This window comes from Streptomyces sp. NK15101 (assembly GCF_020400725.1).
In the GTDB taxonomy this organism is placed as follows: Bacteria; Actinomycetota; Actinomycetes; order Streptomycetales; family Streptomycetaceae; genus Streptomyces.
This window is the reverse complement of record NZ_JAINVG010000002.1, coordinates 99,780-118,568: the sequence shown is the minus strand read 5'-3', so window position 1 is coordinate 118,568 and position 18,789 is coordinate 99,780. Positions and strand designations below refer to the sequence as shown.

Annotated in this window: 16 protein-coding genes; 11 read left to right on the top strand and 5 right to left on the bottom strand. The window is 73.5% G+C overall.

Annotated features, from left to right (window positions below):
- Positions 1-159 precede the first annotated feature (159 nt).
- Together acs and K7G60_RS01650 are read right to left on the bottom strand one after the other, a co-directional pair.
- A complete protein-coding gene (gene acs, locus K7G60_RS01655; RefSeq protein ID WP_225798949.1) occupies positions 160-2,115 on the bottom strand; it encodes an acetate--CoA ligase in 1,956 nt (651 codons plus the stop codon).
- Positions 2,116-2,345: 230 nt separating this feature from the next.
- Positions 2,346-4,700 (bottom strand): SulP family inorganic anion transporter, encoded by a 2,355-nt coding sequence (locus K7G60_RS01650; RefSeq protein WP_225798948.1) that lies wholly within the window; start codon positions 4,698-4,700, stop codon positions 2,346-2,348.
- A 286-nt stretch (positions 4,701-4,986) separates the two neighbouring features.
- On the opposite strand from K7G60_RS01650, the gene K7G60_RS01645 reads away from it, so the two are divergent.
- Positions 4,987-6,285 carry a hypothetical protein gene (locus tag K7G60_RS01645; protein ID WP_225798947.1) on the top strand — a complete coding sequence of 433 codons (1,299 nt, stop codon included), beginning with the start codon at positions 4,987-4,989 and terminating at the stop codon, positions 6,283-6,285.
- A gap of 91 nt (positions 6,286-6,376) precedes the next feature.
- On the opposite strand, the gene K7G60_RS01640 is transcribed toward K7G60_RS01645, so the two are convergent.
- Positions 6,377-7,363, bottom strand: coding sequence for an ATP-binding protein (locus tag K7G60_RS01640; RefSeq protein ID WP_225798946.1), 987 nt, complete (start codon positions 7,361-7,363; stop codon positions 6,377-6,379).
- A gap of 102 nt (positions 7,364-7,465) precedes the next feature.
- On the opposite strand from K7G60_RS01640, the gene K7G60_RS01635 reads away from it, so the two are divergent.
- Entirely contained in the window at positions 7,466-8,308 is an 843-nt protein-coding gene (locus tag K7G60_RS01635; protein WP_225798945.1) for an oxidoreductase, read from the top strand.
- Between the two features lie 501 nt (positions 8,309-8,809).
- Here the strand turns inward: K7G60_RS01635 and K7G60_RS01630 are convergent.
- The gene (locus K7G60_RS01630; protein WP_225798944.1) at positions 8,810-9,676 is read right to left on the bottom strand and encodes an HAD family phosphatase; all 867 of its coding nucleotides are present in this window, start codon (positions 9,674-9,676) and stop codon (positions 8,810-8,812) included.
- Between the two features lie 450 nt (positions 9,677-10,126).
- Between K7G60_RS01630 and ssd the strand changes: the two genes are divergently transcribed.
- From ssd to K7G60_RS01595, 7 genes are all read left to right on the top strand, one after another.
- Entirely contained in the window at positions 10,127-11,254 is a 1,128-nt protein-coding gene (ssd, locus tag K7G60_RS01625; RefSeq protein WP_374115561.1) for a septum site-determining protein Ssd, read from the top strand.
- Positions 11,251-12,450 carry a TadA family conjugal transfer-associated ATPase gene (locus tag K7G60_RS01620; RefSeq protein WP_225798943.1) on the top strand — a complete coding sequence of 400 codons (1,200 nt, stop codon included), beginning with the start codon at positions 11,251-11,253 and terminating at the stop codon, positions 12,448-12,450. The genes ssd and K7G60_RS01620 overlap by 4 nt, the downstream gene beginning before the upstream one ends.
- An 8-nt stretch (positions 12,451-12,458) precedes the next feature.
- Positions 12,459-13,325, top strand: a complete 867-nt coding sequence (locus K7G60_RS01615) for a type II secretion system F family protein (RefSeq protein WP_225799023.1) — start codon at positions 12,459-12,461, stop codon at positions 13,323-13,325.
- Complete coding sequence (locus K7G60_RS01610) at positions 13,322-14,113, top strand: type II secretion system F family protein (protein ID WP_374115560.1); 792 nt, start codon at positions 13,322-13,324, stop codon at positions 14,111-14,113. Before K7G60_RS01615 ends, K7G60_RS01610 begins: the two co-directional genes overlap by 4 nt.
- 53 nt (positions 14,114-14,166) lie before the next feature.
- Positions 14,167-14,430 carry a DUF4244 domain-containing protein gene (locus K7G60_RS01605; RefSeq protein WP_225798942.1) on the top strand — a complete coding sequence of 88 codons (264 nt, stop codon included), beginning with the start codon at positions 14,167-14,169 and terminating at the stop codon, positions 14,428-14,430.
- A complete protein-coding gene (locus K7G60_RS01600; protein WP_225798941.1) occupies positions 14,417-14,773 on the top strand; it encodes a TadE family type IV pilus minor pilin in 357 nt (118 codons plus the stop codon). The genes K7G60_RS01605 and K7G60_RS01600 overlap by 14 nt, the downstream gene beginning before the upstream one ends.
- A gap of 308 nt (positions 14,774-15,081) precedes the next feature.
- Positions 15,082-15,402, top strand: a complete 321-nt coding sequence (locus tag K7G60_RS01595) for an Rv3654c family TadE-like protein (protein ID WP_225798940.1) — start codon at positions 15,082-15,084, stop codon at positions 15,400-15,402.
- On the opposite strand, the gene K7G60_RS01590 is transcribed toward K7G60_RS01595, so the two are convergent.
- Positions 15,356-17,821, bottom strand: coding sequence for a DEAD/DEAH box helicase (locus K7G60_RS01590; protein ID WP_225798939.1), 2,466 nt, complete (start codon positions 17,819-17,821; stop codon positions 15,356-15,358). The genes K7G60_RS01595 and K7G60_RS01590 overlap by 47 nt on opposite strands.
- 80 nt (positions 17,822-17,901) lie before the next feature.
- Here K7G60_RS01590 and K7G60_RS01585 point away from each other — a divergent pair, with 80 nt between their 5' ends.
- A complete protein-coding gene (locus K7G60_RS01585) occupies positions 17,902-18,255 on the top strand; it encodes an STAS domain-containing protein (protein ID WP_015034520.1) in 354 nt (117 codons plus the stop codon).
- Between the two features lie 15 nt (positions 18,256-18,270).
- Complete coding sequence (locus tag K7G60_RS01580) at positions 18,271-18,729, top strand: ATP-binding protein (RefSeq protein ID WP_225798938.1); 459 nt, start codon at positions 18,271-18,273, stop codon at positions 18,727-18,729.
- The last annotated feature ends 60 nt before the right edge of the window (positions 18,730-18,789 follow it).

Genomic DNA, 18,789 nt, shown 5'->3' with positions numbered 1-18,789 from the left:
TCGCGTTCCTGACGCGATCCTTACCTTACCTAACGAGCCCGGGGTGTGTCCGGCGAGATTCACTTTAGGGAGATGTGGGACTTTCGTCCCGTCGGGTGCAGGGGTACGCGAACGCCCGCCCCGAGCGTCTCGGGGCGGGCGTCCTTCAGGGCGTGGGGATCAGTCCTCGCTGGACGTCGCCGGCAGCTGGTCCTGGATGAGCGACATGACCGAGGAGTCGGTCAGGGTGGTGACGTCACCCAGCTCGCGGTTCTCCGCGACGTCGCGCAGCAGACGGCGCATGATCTTGCCCGAGCGGGTCTTCGGCAGCTCCGCCACCGGCAGGATCCGCTTCGGCTTGGCGATCGGGCCGAGGGTCGCGCCCACGTGGTTGCGCAGCTCGGCGACCAGGTTCTCGTCCTCGCTCGCCGTACCGCGCAGGATGACGAAGGCGACGATCGCCTGACCGGTCGTCTCGTCGGCGGCGCCGACGACGGCCGCCTCGGCGACGGACGGGTGCGAGACGAGGGCCGATTCGACCTCGGTCGTCGAGATGTTGTGGCCCGAGACGAGCATGACGTCGTCGACCCGGCCCAGCAGCCAGATGTCGCCGTCCTCGTCCTTCTTGGCGCCGTCACCGGCGAAGTACTTGCCCTCGAAGCGGGACCAGTACGTGTCGACGTAGCGCTGGTCGTCGCCCCAGATGGTGCGGAGCATCGACGGCCACGGCTCGGTGAGGACCAGGTAACCGCCGCCGCCGTTCGGGACCTCGTTCGCCTCGTCGTCGACGACGGTGGCGGAGATGCCCGGCAGCGGGCGCTGGGCGGAGCCCGGCTTGGTCTCGGTGACGCCCGGCAGCGGCGAGATCATCATCGCGCCGGTCTCGGTCTGCCACCAGGTGTCCACGATCGGGGTCTTGCCGGCGCCGATGTGCTCGCGGTACCAGACCCAGGCCTCGGGGTTGATCGGCTCGCCGACGGAGCCGAGCACGCGGAGGCTGGAGAGGTCGAACTTCGCGGGGATGTCGTCTCCCCACTTCATGAACGTGCGGATCGCGGTGGGCGCCGTGTAGAGGATCGTGACGCCGTACTTCTGCACGATCTCCCAGAACCGTCCCTGATGCGGGGTGTCCGGGGTGCCCTCGTACATGACCTGCGTCGCGCCGTTGGCCAGCGGGCCGTAGACGATGTACGAGTGTCCGGTGACCCAGCCGATGTCGGCGGTGCACCAGTAGACGTCGCTCTCCGGCTTGAGGTCGAAGACGGCGTGGTGGGTGTAGGCGGCCTGGGTGAGGTAGCCGCCCGAGGTGTGCAGGATGCCCTTCGGCTTCCCCGTGGTGCCGGAGGTGTAGAGGATGAAGAGCGGGTGCTCCGCCGGGAAGGCCTCCGGGGTGTGCTCGGCGGACTGACGGGCGACGACGTCGTCCCACCAGACGTCCCGGCCCTCGGTGAAGGAGGTGTCCTGGCCCGTGCGGCGGACCACGAGGACGTGCTCGACCTGCGGGCACTTGGCGACGGCCTCGTCGATGGCCGGCTTGAGGGCGCTCGGCTTGCCGCGGCGGTAGCCGCCGTCGGCGGTGACGACCACCTTGGCGTCGGCGTCCTGGATGCGGGAGGCCACGGCGTCGGCCGAGAAGCCGCCGAAGACCACCGAGTGGGCGGCGCCGATGCGGGCGCAGGCCAGCATGGTGACGGCCGCCTCGGGGATCATCGGCAGGTAGACGGCGACCCGGTCGCCCTTGCGGACGCCCAGCTCGATCAGGGCGTTGGCGGCCTTGGAGACCTCGTCCTTGAGCTCGGCGTAGGTGATCGCGCGGCTGTCGCCGGGCTCGCCCTCGAAGTGGATGGCGACCCGGTCGCCGTGGCCGGCCTCGACGTGCCGGTCGACGCAGTTGTACGCCACGTTCAGCTCGCCGTCCGCGAACCACTTGGCGAACGGCGGGTTCGACCAGTCGAGGGTCTCGGTCGGCTCGGTGGCCCAGCTGAGACGCCTGGCCTGCTCGGCCCAGAAGCCCAGCCTGTCCGCCTTGGCCTGCTCGTACGCCTCCGCCGTCACATTGGCGTCCGCGGCCAGCTCGGTGGGCGGCGCGAACCGCCGCTCTTCCTTGAGCAGGTTGGCCAAGGATTCGTTGCTCACGACATCTCCCTTTCCCAGGGCGTCCTCTGTGCGTATGTGTCCCGCGTCATAGCTCACCAGTCAGATGCCCGGGTGACAAGAGCATCCAGGAAATTGGTTTAGACCTGTGAGTGGCCTGACGCGCGGTGGCCCCTTCTTCCCGAGCGGTGGGAGAAGGGGCCACACAGTCTCACGTCCGGGAGGGCCGAAAGGTTCAGGACGCGCACGCCGCCGGCGTCGCGGTCGCCGGTTCAGGACGCGCGCGCCGTCTCCAGGTGGTCCGTCGGCATGACCCGGGTGAAGACGTCGTCGTAGCCGTGCACCTCGTCCGTCCCGGAGAGCAGGTACGCCTGCGCCTCGCCCACGTGGAAGTACACGCCGTGCAGCGTGAGCGTGCCTTCGGCCAGCCGGCGCGCGACCGGCTCGTACGCCCGCAGGTGCTCCAGCTGCTGGACCACGTTGGTCAGACAGAGCTGCTCGACCGCGTCGGCCGGAAGGCGCCCGGCGATCCGGGCCCAGGCGTGTCGCCGACTCGCCATCCGCTCCAGGCTGGGCCGTCCGTGGCGCAGCCAGCGCCGGAGCGGGGACGGCGGGTCGTCCGGGCTGCCGTTGAGCAGCGCCTGCATCGCGCCGCAGCCGGAGTGGCCGCAGACGGTGATCGACTCGACCTGCAGCACCTCCACCGCGTACTCGATCGCCGCCGCCACCGAGTCGTCCCCGCTCTCCTCGCCGGGGAGCGGGACGAGATTGCCGACGTTGCGCACGGTGAAGAGGTCGCCCGGGCCGCTGGAGGTGATCATGCTGGTGACGAGACGGGAGTCGGCGCAGGTCAGGAAGAGCTGAGAGGGCCGCTGTCCCTCCCGGGCGAGCCGCGCGAGCTCGTCCCGCACCAGCGGGGCGGTGTTCCGCTGGAACTTGCCGATGCCGCTCGCGAGGCGCAGTCCCGTCATCTGTCCGGTCTCGGCCGGCTCGGCGGTGCCGGTGGGTTCCTCCCCGCACTGGTGGTTGTGCCAGGGCGTCCAGGGACGGCAGCAGGGGTGCGAGGCGGAGTCGGTGACGGGCGCGGGGTCGGCGATCCGGACACCGGAGGGCCCGGTGGTCTCGACCGTCCCGCCGTGGGCGAGGTGTCCGGTGGTCCAGTCGCTCAGCGTCTCGTAGGCGGCGTGGTCCATGAAGGACCCGTCGAGCTCGACCACCACGTCGGAACCGCGCGGCAGTTGGTGCAGCGCCCGGCTGAGCCGGGGCACGGCGAGGAAGGTCAGCTGCCCCCGGACGTGCAGCAGGTGGCGGCCGTCCCGCTCCTCCCGGGTGATCCGGGTGCGGGCGAGCCGGTGCAGCGAGACCGCGATGGCCACGGCGATGCCGAGGGCGACGCCCTCCAGGATGCCGACGAGGACGACCCCGGTCAGCGTCACCGCGTAGACGATGACCTCACGGTGCCGGGTGACCGTACGGATGTGGGTGATGTTCACCATCTGGATGCCGACCACCATGACGAGGGCGGCGAGCGCGGGCAGCGGGATCAGGTCGAGCACCGGCACGAGCAGCAGGGCCGCGAGCACGATCCACAGGCCGTGCAGCATGGTCGAGGCGCGACTCACCGCGCCCGCCGAGACGTTGGCGACGCTGCGGACCGCGACCCCGGCGACCGGCAGGCCGCCGAGCGCCCCTGAGACCAGGTTGGCCGCGCCCTGTCCGGCGAGCTCGCGGTCGAGACGGGACCGGGGGATGCCCCGGCCGCTGTCCCCTCGGGCGGCGACCAGCTTGTCGACCGCGACGGCCGACAGCAGTGACTGCACGCTGGTGACGAGCGTGATCGTGAGCACGCCGGCCGCGATGCCGAGGACAGGGCCCTCGGGCAGGCCGGGCAGGGCGTGACTGCTCCAGGACGGCAGGTCCACGCGCGGCACGGCGAGCCCGGCGAAGGCGGCCGCCGCCGTCGCTCCCGCCACCGCGACGAGCGCGGCGGGAACCTTCCGTACGAGCCGCCCCGCACGGCCCGGCAGGCGCGGCCAGCACAGCAGCACGGCCACGGTGAGGGCGCTGATGGCGAGCGCCTCCGGGTGGGCGCGCGCCAACTGGGCCGGCAGACCGAGGAAGTTGTCCACGGCGGAGCTCTGCGGGGTGCCGCCGAGCACGATGTGGAGCTGGGCGAGGGCGATGGTGACGCCGATGCCGCCCAGCATGCCGTGCACGATCGCGGGCGAGACGGCGAGCGCCGATCGGGCCACGCGCAGGGCCGAAAGGGCGAGTTGGGAGAGACCGGCGAGGGCGGTGATGGCGCAGGTGGTGCGCCAGCCGTACCGCTGGATGAGCTCGGCGGTCACGACGGTGAGCCCGGCGGCGGGGCCGCTCACCTGGAGCGGGGCGCCGCCGAAACGGCCGGCGACGAGGCCGCCGACGGCGGCGGCCACCAGGCCGGCCTGGAGCGGGGCTCCGGTGGCGAGTGCGATGCCGAGGGAGAGCGGCAGCGCGATCAGGAAGACGGCGATGGACGCGGAGACGTCGGCGCCGGCGAGGCGGAACCGGCGGGGCCCTTCCGGCGGGCTGTGGGGCCGCTGGATCCGGGGCCGGTTGGTCGTGCGGGCAGGGGTGCAGAGGGTCATGTTCCCGTCTCCTCCGGGGCAGCGTGGTCGCGGCTCGTGCGGGGTGCAGTGGCGGGACGTCAGGCGAGACCTCCGACGTGGCGGGGTGGAGGATCAACGCTCGGTAAATGGATCGTAATGAAGAGTAAAGAGTCCGGCATTATTTTCGGGGCAAACGGGGCAATGATTCACCGGTTCCGGTGACAGAACGTGCACATGCCGCTTGTCGCTGACGACCCCCGGTCCTCGTGGTGCGACGTTTACGCCGCTTGTACGTAAATCCGAGGATCTGAGGAGAGGTGCGCGGATGTCAGCCGCCCGCAGAACGACCACTGTCCGGAGGAAGGCGCTCGCCGTCGGCGCCCTGACCCTCACCCTCGCCACCGGCCTCGCCGGCTGCTCGGGCTCCGACGACGCCGCGAAGGGCACTCCGGGCGGCGCGGGCGCCAAGAAGGGCCAGGCCGCGGCCCCCCAGGCCGCCCCCCGGCTGATCGGCGACGGCTCGACCGCCTTCACCGGCGCCCAGCCCCGCCAGCCCGTCTGGCAGAAGCTCAAGCCCGGCGAGACCCCGCCGCAGTTCGTGGTCTTCTCGTGGGACGGCGCCGGCGAGGACAGCCAGAAGCTGTTCTCCCACTTCCGCGCGGTCGGCAAGAAGTACGACGCCACCATGACGTACTTCCTCAGCGGCGTGTACCTGCTGCCGGAGGAGAAGCGGGAGCTCTACGACCCGCCGCAGCACAGCCCCGGCCGCTCCGACATCGGCTTCAACGACGTCGAGGGCATCCGCGCCACCGTCCGCGAACTGCGCGCCGCGTGGCAGGAGGGCAACGAGATCGGCACCCACTTCAACGGCCACTTCTGCGGGAAGGAGGGCGGCGTCGGCAACTGGTCGGTCGAGGAGTGGAAGAGCGAGATCAACCAGGCCAAGTCCTTCGTCAAGAACTGGAAGACCAACGCCGGCCTGCGCTCCGAGCAGCCGCTGCCCTTCGACTACGAGAAGGAGCTCGTCGGCGCCCGCACCCCCTGCCTGGAGGGCCGGGACAACTTCGTCCGGGCGGCGGCGCAGATGGGCTTCCGCTACGACACCAGCGGTGTCAACGACCAGATCTGGCCCAAGAAGGACCTGGGCCTGTGGGACCTGTCGATGCAGCTCGTGCCCGTCCCCGGCCGCGCCTTCCAGACGCTCTCCATGGACTACAACTTCCTGGTGAACCAGTCGGGCACGACCCAGGGCGACCCCTCCCGCCACCGCTACTGGGGCGACCAGATGCGCGACGGTCTGGTGCAGGCCTTCGAGCGCTCCTACCGGGGCAACCGCGCGCCGCTGATCATCGGCAACCACTTCGAGTCCTGGAACGGCGGCACGTACATGCGGGCCGTCGAGGAGACCATCGCCACCGTCTGCGTGCAGAAGGACGTCAAGTGCGTCTCCTTCCGCCAGCTCGCCGACTGGCTCGACGCCCAGGACCCCGACGTCATCGCCAAGATGCGCACCCTGAAGGTCGGCGAGGCTCCGGCGGGCGGCTGGGAGACCTTCCTCGCCCCCCAGCCGGCCGCCCCGGCGGGCGCCCCGGCGAAGGGCGCCGGGCAGACCGAACGGCGCTGAGACCGGCCGCCGGCGCCAGGCGGGCCGCACGGCATTCGGCCCGGCCATCGGCGTCAGGCGGTCTGAACGGCACTGAGCCCGGCCATCGGCGTCAGGCGGGCTGAACGGCACCCAGCTCTTCGGCCAGCACGAAACCGGGGTCGACCTGCGCCGCCAGGTCGGCCCCGGTCTTGGCGTTGCCCCAGCTCTCCGCGTTGCGCAGGTGGAAGTGGACCATCTGGCGCGTGTAGCGCTCCCAGTCGCGGTGGGCGTACGAGTCGTCCGCCGCGTCCTGGAGGGCCTGGAGCGCCATGCGGTTCTCCGCCTCCAGGAGCTCGAAGCGGGGCGGGCGGCCCTTCTCCATCGCACGGACCCAGTCCGAGTGCCCCACCGTCACCAGTAGGTCCTCGCCGACCTCCTCGCGCAGGAAGTCGAGGTCGTCCCGGCCCTGCACCTTGTTGCCGACGACCTTGAGCGCCACCCCGAAGTCCCGCGCGTACTCCTTGTACTGGCGGTAGACCGAGACGCCCTTGCGGGTCGGCTCGGCGACCAGGAAGGTCATGTCGAAGCGGGTGAAGAGGCCCGACGCGAAGGAGTCCGAACCCGCCGTCATGTCGACGACCACGTACTCGTCGGCCCCGTCGACCAGGTGGTTGAGGCAGAGCTCCACCGCGCCGACCTTGGAGTGGTAGCAGGAGACCCCGAGGTCCGACTCGGTGAAGGGCCCGGTCGCCATCAGCCGGATCTCGCCGTCGTCCAGCGGGACCGGACGCGCGCACGCCTCGTACACCGGGTTGTCCTCGCGGACCCGCAGCAGCCGAGAACCCTCCCCGGGCGGCGTCGTCTTGATCATCGTGTCGGCGGAGACGATCCGCGGATTGCTGCCCCGCAGGTACTCCTTGATGAGCGGCAGATGCGCGCCCATCGCGGGCAGCGCGGCGGCCTCCGCCTCGGACAGGCCGAGCGCGGCGCCCAGGTGCTGGTTGATGTCGGCGTCGACGGCGACGACCGGCGCTTCGTTGGCGGCGAGGTGGCGGATGAAGAGCGAGGACAGCGTGGTCTTGCCGCTGCCGCCCTTCCCCACGAAAGCGATCTTCATGTTCACCTAGGGTAGCGGCACGATCGCGGGACGTGGTCAAGCTGCGTGAAGAAGACCACTCCATCGTGGGGCGGAGCCCCGAGGCGCGTAGCCTCCCTACTTATGAGTACGCACGCCTCTGACCCCTTGGCCGCCCTCGGCTCCCTGCCGGGCGTCGCCGAAGCGGTGGACTCCGTACGCAAGGCCGTCGACCGGGTCTACGGCCACCGCGTGATGCGTCGCCGCAGCAACGAGATCTCCTCCGAGGCGGCCCTGCGCGGCGCCCGCGGCTCGGCCGCCCTGTCCGGGGCCGACTGGGCCCTGGAAGAGGTCCGCCGGCGCACCGACTTCAGCGCCGACGCCGAGGCCCGCACCGTCGGCGCCGCCCTGCGCCTCGGCGCCGAGGCGGGGCAGCTGCTCTCCATCTGGCGCCAGTCGCCCCTGCGCGTGCTCGCCCGGCTGCACCTGGTCGCCGCCGGCGACGCGGGCCTGCCGGCCGGTGCCGGCTCCGGCGACTCCGTGGGCCGGCCCCGGCTGGACGGCGAAACGGTCGACGAACCGCTGATCGACGCCCCGCTGCCGACACCCGCCGATGTCGCGGGGCGGCTCGACGGCCTCGCCGAACTGATCGTCGCGGGCAGCGAGGCCCCGGCCCTCGTCACGGCCTCCGTGGTGCACGGCGAACTGCTCGCACTGCGCCCCTTCACCTCGTACAACGGCCTCGTCGCACGGGCGGCCGAGCGGATCGCGCTGGTCGGCAGCGGCCTCGACCCCAAGGCCATCTGCCCGGCCGAGGTCGGCCACGCGGAGCAGGGCCGGGCCGCGTACCTCGCCGCCTTCGAGGGCTACCTGTCGGGCACCCCGGAGGGCGTGGGTGCCTGGATCGCACACTGCGGGCGCTCGGTCGAACTGGGCGTCCGGGAGTCGACGGCCGTCTGCGAGGCCCTCCAGCGCGGCGCCGCCTGAGCCCGACCTCCGGGGACGACCCTCGCGCGGGGCACGAGGACGACCCTCGCGCGGGGCACGGCGGGCCCTCGTCGGGGGCCGTCCAGGGGGGCTTGGCCCTCGCGGACCGGCCGGGACCCCACTGCCCGGCCCGCGGTCCTCAGGGATGGATGGGGGCGGGGTCCTCAGGGGCCGACAGGGGCCTCATGGGTATGCGCCGACAGGGTCCGGAAACGGGTTGCGGCGGCACCAGTGCTGGTACCGCCGCTGGCACGTCCACCCAGTTACCAAGCGTCCTCGATATGTGCCCATCAGGCCGGGAACTTTGCCCGTGGCCTGGTGCGGCTGGCCCGTAATCGACGGGTCGACGTCGCGTGGGTGCCCGGTTTCAGTGCTAGGTCCGTGGGGCCTTCATGCTCAACAGGTGATCCTCTCGGATGTCCTCGGTCTCGCGGGCCTGATTCCTTTCTACTCCTGTCCGGGTGGAAGCGAAAGTGGTGGCTCCACTTCTCTGCCGATTGCTCAAATTCGGGCAAAGTCCTCGGCGAGGCTATGGGCGAGGGCTGCCTGGCGACGTCGCGCCGCGTACCAGACGAGTCCGGCTCCGACGGCAGCCGCTCCGACCGCCGCCGCGGCGACGAGCGTGGGGCGGGGCGGCATCCGGAATTCGGGCAGCCGCTGCTTGAGGCGCACCGGCTTGTCGAAGGCCAGAACCGGCCAGTCCCGGGCCACGGCCTCGCGGCGCAGCGTCCGGTCGGGATTGACCACGTACGGGTGGCCGACGGCCTCCAGCATGGGGATGTCGGTCGCCGAATCGCTGTACGCGTAGCACCGCGAGAGGTCGTAGCCCTCCGACTCCGCGAGCTCCCGCACCGCCTCCGCCTTCGTCGGCCCGTAGGCGTAGTACTCGACCTCCCCGGTGAAGCATCCGTCCTCGCCGACCACCATCCGGGTGGCGACGACCCGGTCGGCGCCGAGCATCTCGCCGATCGGCTCGACCACCTCGGCCCCGGAGGTCGAGACGATCACGACGTCGCGGCCGGCGGCGTGGTGATCCTCGATGAGGGAGGCGGCCTCGTCGTAGATGATCGGGTCGATCAGATCGTGGAGGGTCTCGGCGACGAGCTCCTTCACCTGGGCGACGTTCCAGCCTTTGCAGAGCGCGGAAAGATATTCACGCATCCGCTCCATCTGGTCGTGATCGGCTCCGCCCGCCAGGAAGACGAACTGGATGTAGGCCGTCCGCAGGGCGGCGCGGCGGCTGATCAGCCCGCCCCTGTAGAAGGACTTGCTGAAGGTCAGCGTCGAAGACTTCGCAATGACCGTCTTGTCCAGGTCAAAGAAGGCGGCTGTGCGCGGCAAGGAGTGGTTTTCCACGAGCCAGAGCATAGGTGCCCGCCATTCGGCGTACGCTGGGGCGCGTGGGTTTGCCTGAGAAGGCTCTCGGGTACACCATGGAAGTCACGGATCGTTCGCGACCGTGCTAACCCGGTCCGGCTCCTCCCCCCCCGAGTCGGCCGGAGAGACGACCCCCGCTCTCCCCCCCGGCGGGGGTCGTCGCATGTCCGGAGCCGTTTCGGCCCTGCGTGCCATCGCTTGCTCCCTTCCTTCCGTTCATCGGTCACGAGTCGACCGAGGCCCCGCCCGGCTCTCGATTCATCACTCACCGTAATCGGCGGACTGCGTTCCGGACAGACCTCGAAGGAGTGGCGAAGTTATTCACAGCCCCTCGCTTATCCACAGTTTTTCGGCAAGATCGGCACGATTTCCAGGACGGCCCCACGGTGATTCCTGTCGCGGAGTTCGCGGCCGACAAGAATCACGAGAGGGGTGTGCGCCGTGGAGACATCCAGGACATCCGGGGCCAGGGGTACGGCACGCGGAGCGGAGCCGGACGGGGCGGGAGCGGACGGTCCGCGTCGGACCGGACCGCTGATCGTCACCGAGGACATCGGGCTGCTCGACGACCTCCTGCGGCTGTGCGCCGCCGCCGGAGTCGAGCCCGAGGTGTACCACCGGGTGCCGGAGCGGCGCGCGAGCTGGACCGACCCGCCGCTCGTCCTGATCGGCGACGACGTCGCCGCCCACTGCCGGGGAGCGGTGCGCCGGCCCGGGACCCTCCTCGTCGGCCGTGACCGGGACGATCCGGGACTGTGGCGACTGGCGGTCGAGATCGGCGCGGAGAGCGTCCTGGGCCTCCCGGGTGCCGAGAGCCTCCTCGTCGACCGCCTCGCCGACGCGGCCGAGGGAGCGGACGGAGCGGCGCTGACGGTCGGCGTCGTCGGCGGCCGAGGGGGCGCGGGGGCCTCCACCCTGGCCTGCGGTCTCGCGCTGGCCGCCGCGCGGGCCGGGCGCCGCACGCTGCTCGTCGACGGCGACCCGCTCGGCGGAGGGCTCGACGTGCTGCTCGGCGGCGAGCGCGAGGAAGGTAGGCGATGGCCGGACTTCGCCGCCTCCAAGGGCCGTCTGGCCGGCGGCGCCCTGGAGGAGTCCCTGCCGTCGGTGCGCGGCGTCCGGGTGCTCAGCTGGGGCAGGGACGCGGCGGCGCCGGTGCCGCCCGAGGCCGTGCGGTCCGTGCTCGCCGCCGCGCGCCGCCGGGGCGGGGCCGTCGTGGTCGACCTGCCGCGCGGGATCGACCCGTCGGCCACCGAGGCCCTGGCCCAGCTCGATCTCGGACTGCTGGTCGTGCCGGGAGAGTTGAGGGCCGTCGCGGCCGCCCACCGGATGGTCTCGGCGATCGGCCCGGTCGTGCGCGATCTGCGCGCCGTGGTCCGCGGTCCGTACGCGGCGGGGCTCGACGAGCGGTGGGTCGCCGACGCGTTGAGGCTTCCGCTCGTCGGTGAACTCCCCTACGACCCGGGGATCGTGGCCGACCAGGACGCGGGGGTGCCGCCGGGCGCCGAGCCCCGAGGACCCCTCGGACGGTTCTGCGCCGCCTTCTGGGAGCGCGCCGGCGGTGCGGTGTGACCGGGCAGGGGCTCGTGGCCCGGGCCGAGGGTGGTGCCGCGGGCGGCGGGACGGGGCTCCTCGACGCCGTGCGGCAGCGGCTCGCGGCGAGCGGGGCCGAGCCCACCCCGGCACGGGTGGCGGCGGCGCTGCGAGCCCAGGGGAGGCTCCTCGGCGACGCGGAAGTACTCGGCGCAGCCGAGGAGTTGAGGTGCGAGCTGATCGGCACCGGCCCGCTGGAGCCGCTGCTCGCGGACCCGGCGGTCACCGACGTCCTCGTCTCCGCGCCCGACCAGGTGTGGGTGGACCGGGGCACCGGTCTCGAGCGGGCTCCGGTGGCCTTCCCCGACGCCGCCGCGGTCCGACGTCTCGCTCAGCGGCTCGCGGCGGTGGCCGGGCGCCGTCTCGACGACGCCCGACCGTGGGTCGACGCCCGGCTCCCCGACGGCACCCGGATGCACGCGGTCCTGCCACCGGTCGCGGTCGGCTCGACCTGCCTGTCGCTGCGGGTGGTCCGCCCGCGCGCCTTCTCCCTGGAGGAGCTGGTCGCGGCGGGCACCGTGCCGCCGGACGGCGTCCCGATCCTGCGGGCCCTGATCGACGCCCGCGTGTCGTACCTCGTCAGCGGCGGCACCGGGACGGGCAAGACCACGCTCCTCGCCTCGCTCCTGGGGCTCGTGGGGGAGCGGGAGCGGATCGTGCTCGCCGAGGACTCGGCGGAGCTGCGGCCGGACCATCCGCACGTGGTGCGCCTGGAGGCGAGGCCGGCCAACCAGGAGGGTGCCGGGCTCGTGACCCTGCGGGACCTGGTCCGCCAGGCGCTGCGGATGCGCCCCGACCGGCTGGTGGTCGGCGAGGTCAGAGGCGGCGAGGCGGTGGACCTGCTCGCCGCTCTCAACACGGGCCATGAAGGCGGCTGTGGAACGGTCCATGCCAATACGGCCGCGGACGTCCCGGCGCGGCTCGAAGCCCTGGGGACGGCGGCCGGGCTCGACCGGGCCGCCCTGCACAGCCAGCTGGGGGCGGGCCTGTCGGTCGTGCTGCACGTCGTGCGGGACCGGGACGGGCGGCGGCGGATCGCCGAGGCGCACGTCCTGGAGCGGGACCGGGACGGCCTGGTGCGGACGGTGCCGGCGCTGCGGTGGGGCGCGACCGGGTTCGAGCGGGAGCGGGGCTGGGAGCGGCTGAGGTCGCTGATCGGAGGGGGATCGCGGTGACGGGCGAAATGGTGCCGGTACGGAGCGCGGCCCACGGAGCGGCGGCCCTCTGCGCGGTGCTCGCCCTGTGGTGGGCGGCCGAGCGGCGGCGCGGTGCGGGCCGGGTGCGGACGGTGCTCACGGGCGGGGTGCCGGGGGAGCGCGGCGACCGGGCGTGGCCTGCGGCGGCCGCGCGGTGGCGGGCCGCGCTGCGGGGACGGCGCGCGTGGTTGTGCCTGCCGGCGGCGGGAGCTCTCGCCCTCCTCGGCGAGTCACCGCTGCCGCTGGTGGCGGGGGCGCTGGCGGTGCCTCTGGTGGGGCGGCGGCTGCGGGCCGCGGAGCGCAGGAAGGAACGCGAGGCGCGGGCCGAGCGGGTGGTGGCCCTGTGCGGGGCGGTCGTCGGCGAGTTGAGGGCCGGATGGCAGCCCGCGCAGGCGCTGTCCTTCGCGGCCCGGGAGACGGGCGCGCTCGGCGCCGCGGAGGCGCCGGTGCTGGCTGCGGCCCGGTTCGGCGGGGACGTGCCGGAGGCGCTGCGGCGGGCGGCCCGGCAGGACGGCGCCGACGGGCTCGCGGGCATGGCGGCCTGCTGGCAGGTGGCCGTGGACGGAGGTGCGGGCCTGGCAGCCGGGCTCGACCGGCTGGAGGCCGCCCTCCGGGACCACCGCGAGCAGCGCGAGCGACTGCGGGCCGAACTGGCCGGTGCCTGGGCAACGGTGACGGTCCTCGCCCTGCTCCCGGCGGCCGGCCTCGCCCTCGGTGCCGCCCTGGGCGCCGACCCGCTGCGGGTGCTGCTGCGCACACCGGCCGGCCTGGGCTGCCTGGCCGTGGGCGGTGCGTTGGAGGCGGCCGGACTGTGGTGGGCCGCGCGGATCGTACGGGGAGGGGAACGGTCGTGATCGGAGAAGCGGTCGACCACGTGCCGGACGGCGTTCGAGCGGTGGGCCTCCCGCTCCTGGCCGCGGTCCTGTGCGCACAGGGCGCCATGGAAGTGCTGCGCGGGCTGCGGGCGCGCCGGACGCGGCGACGGGCGGGGACCCTCCTCGCGCGCCCGGAACCGCGCCCCCGGAAGGCCCGGAGCGGGTTGCCGCCGTGGGCGTGGCCCTGGCTGGTGCCCCTGGTGGGCGTCGGTATCGGCTGGGTGCTGTTCGGCGGGGCCGGCGGCCTGGGTGCCGGGGCCCTGGTGGCCGTCGGAGTGAGGTGGAGGGCGGCGCGACGCCCCCTGCCCCCGTCGGCCGACGAGGGGGAGATGGTGCGCCACCTTCCGCTGGCCGCCGATCTGCTGGCGGCCTGCGCCGCCTCCGGAGCGGGACCCGGCGAGGCGGCGGAGGCGGTGGGCCGGTCGTTGGGCGGTCCGCTCGGCGAGCGTCTGGCCCGCACGGCCGCCGAGCTGCGGCTCGGCGGCGAACCGGCCGAGGTGTGGGGGAGGTTCGGCGCGATACCGGGCGCCGAAGGGCTGGCCCGCTGCATGGAGCGGGCCGGTTCCTCGGGAGCGCCGGCGGCGGAGGCCGTCGCCCGGCACGCGACCGCCCTGCGCGCCACCCGCGCCCGCGCGGCGGCGGCCGGAGCCCGCCGGGCGCAGGTGCTGATCAGCGCCCCCGTGGGGCTCTGCTTCCTGCCCGCCTTCCTGGCGGTGGGCGTGGCTCCGGTGGTGATCGGCCTCGCGGCGGGACTGCTGGACGGATGAACGCGACAACACGACGAGACACGGCACGACGAGAGATGACGGGGTACGGCGACATGACGCATCACGGCGAGGCACGGCAGGACGAGGCGGGGCGCAGCGGGGAGGTCGGTGTGGCGCTCAAGGAGCGGCTGTGTGGCTGGTGGCGGGTGCGGCGGACGGCAGCGCGCCGCGACGAGGGGATGACCACCTCCGAGTACGCGGTGGGAACGATCGCCGCGGCGGCGTTCGCCGCCGTGCTCTACAAGATCGTGACCAGTGGGGCGGTCTCGGGGGCGCTGGAGTCGGTGATCGGGAAGGCCCTCGATGCGCCGTTCTGACCGGGGGTTCGTGACCGTGGAGGCGGCGATGGTCCTGCCCGTCCTCGCGCTGTTCACGGTGACGCTGCTCTGGGCGCTGGCCGCGGCCGCCGCACAGATCCGGTGCGTGGACGCGGCACGGGCGGGGGCGAGGGCGGCGGCCCGTTCGGAGCCGGTGGCCTCCGCCGAGGCGGTCGCCCGTGCCGCCGCGCCCGAGGGCGCCCGGGTGTCGGTGGCGAGGGAGGGCGAGCTGTGGCGGGTGACGGTGGAGGCGGCGGCCCCGGGTCCGCGGGGCATGGGAGTCACCCTGAGAGCCGGGGCGGCGGCCCTCGCGGAGGACACGGCGGGCGGGGGAGTCCCATGACGGCCGCCGAGCACCGCGGCGCCCCCGCTCGCGCCCGGCCGGGGCACGGGAACGCCGACCGGAGAGCGGCCCAGCGGCCGGACGGCCGGCCGCCTCAGCCGGCTGACAGGCGGCCGCCTCAGCCGCCGGACAAGCGGTCGGCCCAGCTGTTGGCGGAACGCCGGCCAGGCCGGGGCACGGCACTGCCGGGACGGCTCTTGGCTCGGGGCCCGGGTCTGCCGGGGCGGCTCTCACGCCAGGGCGCTGGTTCGTCCGGGTGGTGGTCGGCCCGGGATGCGGGAGCTCCGGGGGATCGTGGGGCGGCGACGGTGTGGGCCGCGTTCGCGGCGTGTGCCTTGTGCGTGGTGTTCGGGGTGGCGCTCGCGCTCGGGCAGGCGGTGGCGGCCAGGCACCGGGCCGGCGGGGCCGCCGACCTGGCCGCCCTCGCCGCCGCCGACCGGGCCCTGTGGGGCGAGGCCGAGGCGTGCGCCGCCGCCTCGCGGGTGGCCGTCGCGCAGGGCGCCGAGCTGGCGCGGTGCGCGGTGCGGGGCGGGGTCGCGGACGTGACCGCCCGGGTCGTGCGCGGCCCGTACCGGCCGGAGGTCAGGTCGCGGGCGGGTCCTCCGGGGCCTCCCTCAGGAGTTCCGTGAGGAGGCGGACCGCGCCGCGCTTGTGGAGCGGATCGTTGCCGTTGCCGCACTTCGGGGACTGGATGCAGGAGGGGCAGCCCGCCTCGCACTCGCAGGAGGCGATGGCCTCCCGGGTGGCCGCGAGCCAGGCGCGGGCGGTGTGGAAGGCGCGCTCGGCGAAGCCCGCGCCGCCCGGATGCCCGTCGTACACGAAGACGGTGGGCAGCAGGGTGTCGGGATGGAGCGGTACGGAGACGCCGCCGATGTCCCAGCGGTCGCAGGTGGCGAAGAGCGGCAGCATGCCGATGGAGGCGTGCTCGGCGGCGTGCAGGGCGCCGCCGAGGATCTCCGGACCGATCCGGGCGGCGTCGAGTTGGTCCTCGGTGACCGTCCACCACACGGCCCGGGTGCGCAGGGTGCGGGGCGGCAGGTCGAGCTTGGTCTCGCCGAGCACCTCGCCGGTGATCAGACGGCGCCGGAGGAAGGAGACCACCTGGTTGGTGACCTCGACGGAGCCGTAGCAGAGGCGGCCGGCTCCCCAGGGGACCTCGGTGTCGGTTTCGAGGACGGTGATGGAGGTGGTGTCGCGGGCGGTGGTGGAGTACGGGGGGACGGCCTCCTCGACGAGGGCCACGGAGTCCTTGAGGTCGAGCTCCCGCACCAGGTAGGTGCGGCCCTGGTGGAGGTGGACGGCGCCCTCGTGGACGGCGGTGTGGGAGGCGGCCTCGTCGACGGTGCCGAGGAGGCGGCCGGTGCCGGCCTCCACGATCCTGACGGGGCTGCCGCCGCCGCCCCGGATGTCGGTGAGGTCGGCGGCCCGCTCGCGGCGGGTCCAGTACCAGCCGGTGGGGCGGCGGCGCAGCAGGCCTGCCCCTTCCAGCTGGGGCAGCAGGCCGGGCACGGCCGGGCCGAAGAGGGCCAGGTCCGGTTCGGTCAGCGGGAGCTCCGCGGCGGCGGCGCACAGGTGGGGGGCGAGGACGTAGGGGTTGTCGGGGTCCAGGACGGTCGTCTCGACCGGCTGCTCGAAGATCGCCTCGGGGTGGTGGACGAGGAAGGTGTCCAGCGGATCGTCCCGGGCGACCATGATCGCGAGGGCGCCCTCGCCGGAGCGGCCGGCGCGGCCCGCCTGCTGCCACAGGGAGGCCCGGGTGCCCGGGTAGCCGGCGATCAGGACGGCGTCCAGGCCGGAGACGTCCACGCCCAGCTCCAGGGCGGTCGTGGCGGCCAGGCCGAGGAGCTCGCCGGAGTGCAGGGCCCCCTCCAGGGCGCGGCGCTCCTCGGGAAGGTAGCCGCCCCGGTAGGCGGCGACGCGGCGGGCGAGCGCGCGATCGGTCTCGGCCAGCCGCTCCTGGGCGATCACCGAGATCAGCTCGGCGCCGCGCCGGGAGCGGACGAAGGCGACCGAGCGGACGCCCTGCCGGGTCAGGTCGGTCAGCAGGTCCGCGGTCTCGGCGGTGGCGGTGCGGCGCACGGGCGCGCCGCGCTCGCCGTGCAGCTCGGTCAGCGGCGGCTCCCAGAGGGCGAAGACCAGCTCGCCGCGCGGGGAGGCGTCGTCGGAGACCTCGGTGACCGGCAGGCCGGTGAGGCGGCCGGCGGCCCGGGCGGGTTCGGCGGCGGTGGCCGAGGCGAGCAGGAAGACCGGTTCGGAGCCGTACCGGGCGCAGACGCGGCGCAGTCGGCGCAGCACCTGGGCGACGTGGGAGCCGAAGACGCCCCGGTAGGTGTGGCACTCGTCGATCACGACGTAGCGCAGGGAGCGCAGGAAGGAGGACCACCTGGGGTGGGAGGGGAGGACGCCCCGGTGCAGCATGTCGGGGTTGGTCAGCACGTAGTTCGCGTACTGCCGGACCCACTCGCGCTCCTCGACCGGCGTGTCGCCGTCGTAGACGGCGGGGCGGATCCGGTTGCCGAGCGGGGCGGCCAGCTCCCGCACGGCGCGCCGCTGGTCGGCCGCGAGGGCCTTGGTGGGCGCGAGGTAGAGGGCGGTGGTGCCGCGGCCGTTCGGGGCCTCCGAGCCGTCCAGGAGGGTGCTGAGGACCGGGGCGAGGTAGGCGAGCGACTTGCCCGAGGCGGTGCCCGTGGCGATCACCACGGACTCGCCGTCCAGGGCGTGCTCGGCGGCCTCCGCCTGGTGGGCCCAGGGGTGCTCGATCCCGGCCTCCTGAATCGCCGCGATCACCTCCGGACGGATGCGGTGCGGCCAGACGGCATGGCGGCCCTCCCGGGCGGGCATGTGCTCCGTATGAGTGATGCGCGCGGCCCGGCTCTCGCCCGAGGAGAGCCGGTCGAGGACCATGCCGGGAGAGGGGCGGTTGCCCGTTTCCCCGGCCGGACGACGGGGGCGGTGATTCTTGGCCATCGGCACCGAGTGTGTCACTGCCATGACGGACAATGCTTCCAAGGCGTCGTGCATGGCTGCTGGTAAGTGATTGAATGCCATCGCGGCTGGCGATCCGTTCCTCGGCTCCGCCCCGGAGACCCGGGGGGACGATCGCCCGATAGCAAGGTGCTGGAGGATCCGTGGACCTGTCCCTGTCGACTCGCAATGTGTCCGGCGCTGGTGGTGACCGTACGGTCGTCGAGGTCGGTGGCGAGATTGATGTGTATACCGCGCCCAAGCTGCGCGAGCAGTTGGTCGAGTTGGTGAACGACGGCAGCTACCACCTGGTCGTCGACATGGAGGGCGTGGACTTCCTCGACTCCACCGGCCTCGGTGTGCTCGTCGGCGGCCTGAAGCGCGTTCGCGCGCACGAGGGCTCGCTGCGCCTGGTCTGCAACCAGGAGCGCATTCTGAAGATTTTCCGGATCACGGGTCTCACCAAGGTGTTCCCGATCCACACCTCGGTCGACGAGGCCGTCAACGCCGTCGACTGAGCCCAGGGGGTTCGCATGGCCACCGTTGAACTCCGCTTCAGCGCTCAGCCGGAGCACGTCCGCACGGCCCGCCTGGTGGCGGCCGCGGTCGCGCGCCGGGCGGGTGTGGACGAGGCGGTCCTCGACGAGGTGCGTCTCGCTGTGGGTGAGGCCTGTTCCCGTGCGGTCGGGCTGCATCGCAGCAACGACGTCACGACCCCCATTCGGGTCGTCCTGACCGAGGAGGAGAAGACGTTCTCCATCGAGGTCGGCGACGAGGTGCCGGGTGCGGGGGTGGCGGCGGCCGATGCCGTCGGTGTCCCCGGCGCGCGGGCCGCGGCTCCGGCCGAGGACTTCGACGACGCCGACGGCGAGGACGAGATGGGGCTCGCGGTGATCCGCGGGCTCGTCGACGACGTGGAGGTGAGCGCCGGCGAGGACGGCGGCACCATCCGGATGACGTGGCCGGTGAACTCGGCGGACGTCCTGTCCTGACCCGTGCACTGGGTGGGCCCCGTCCGCGCACGTGGGGCTGCCCCCGCGTGCGTGGTGGAG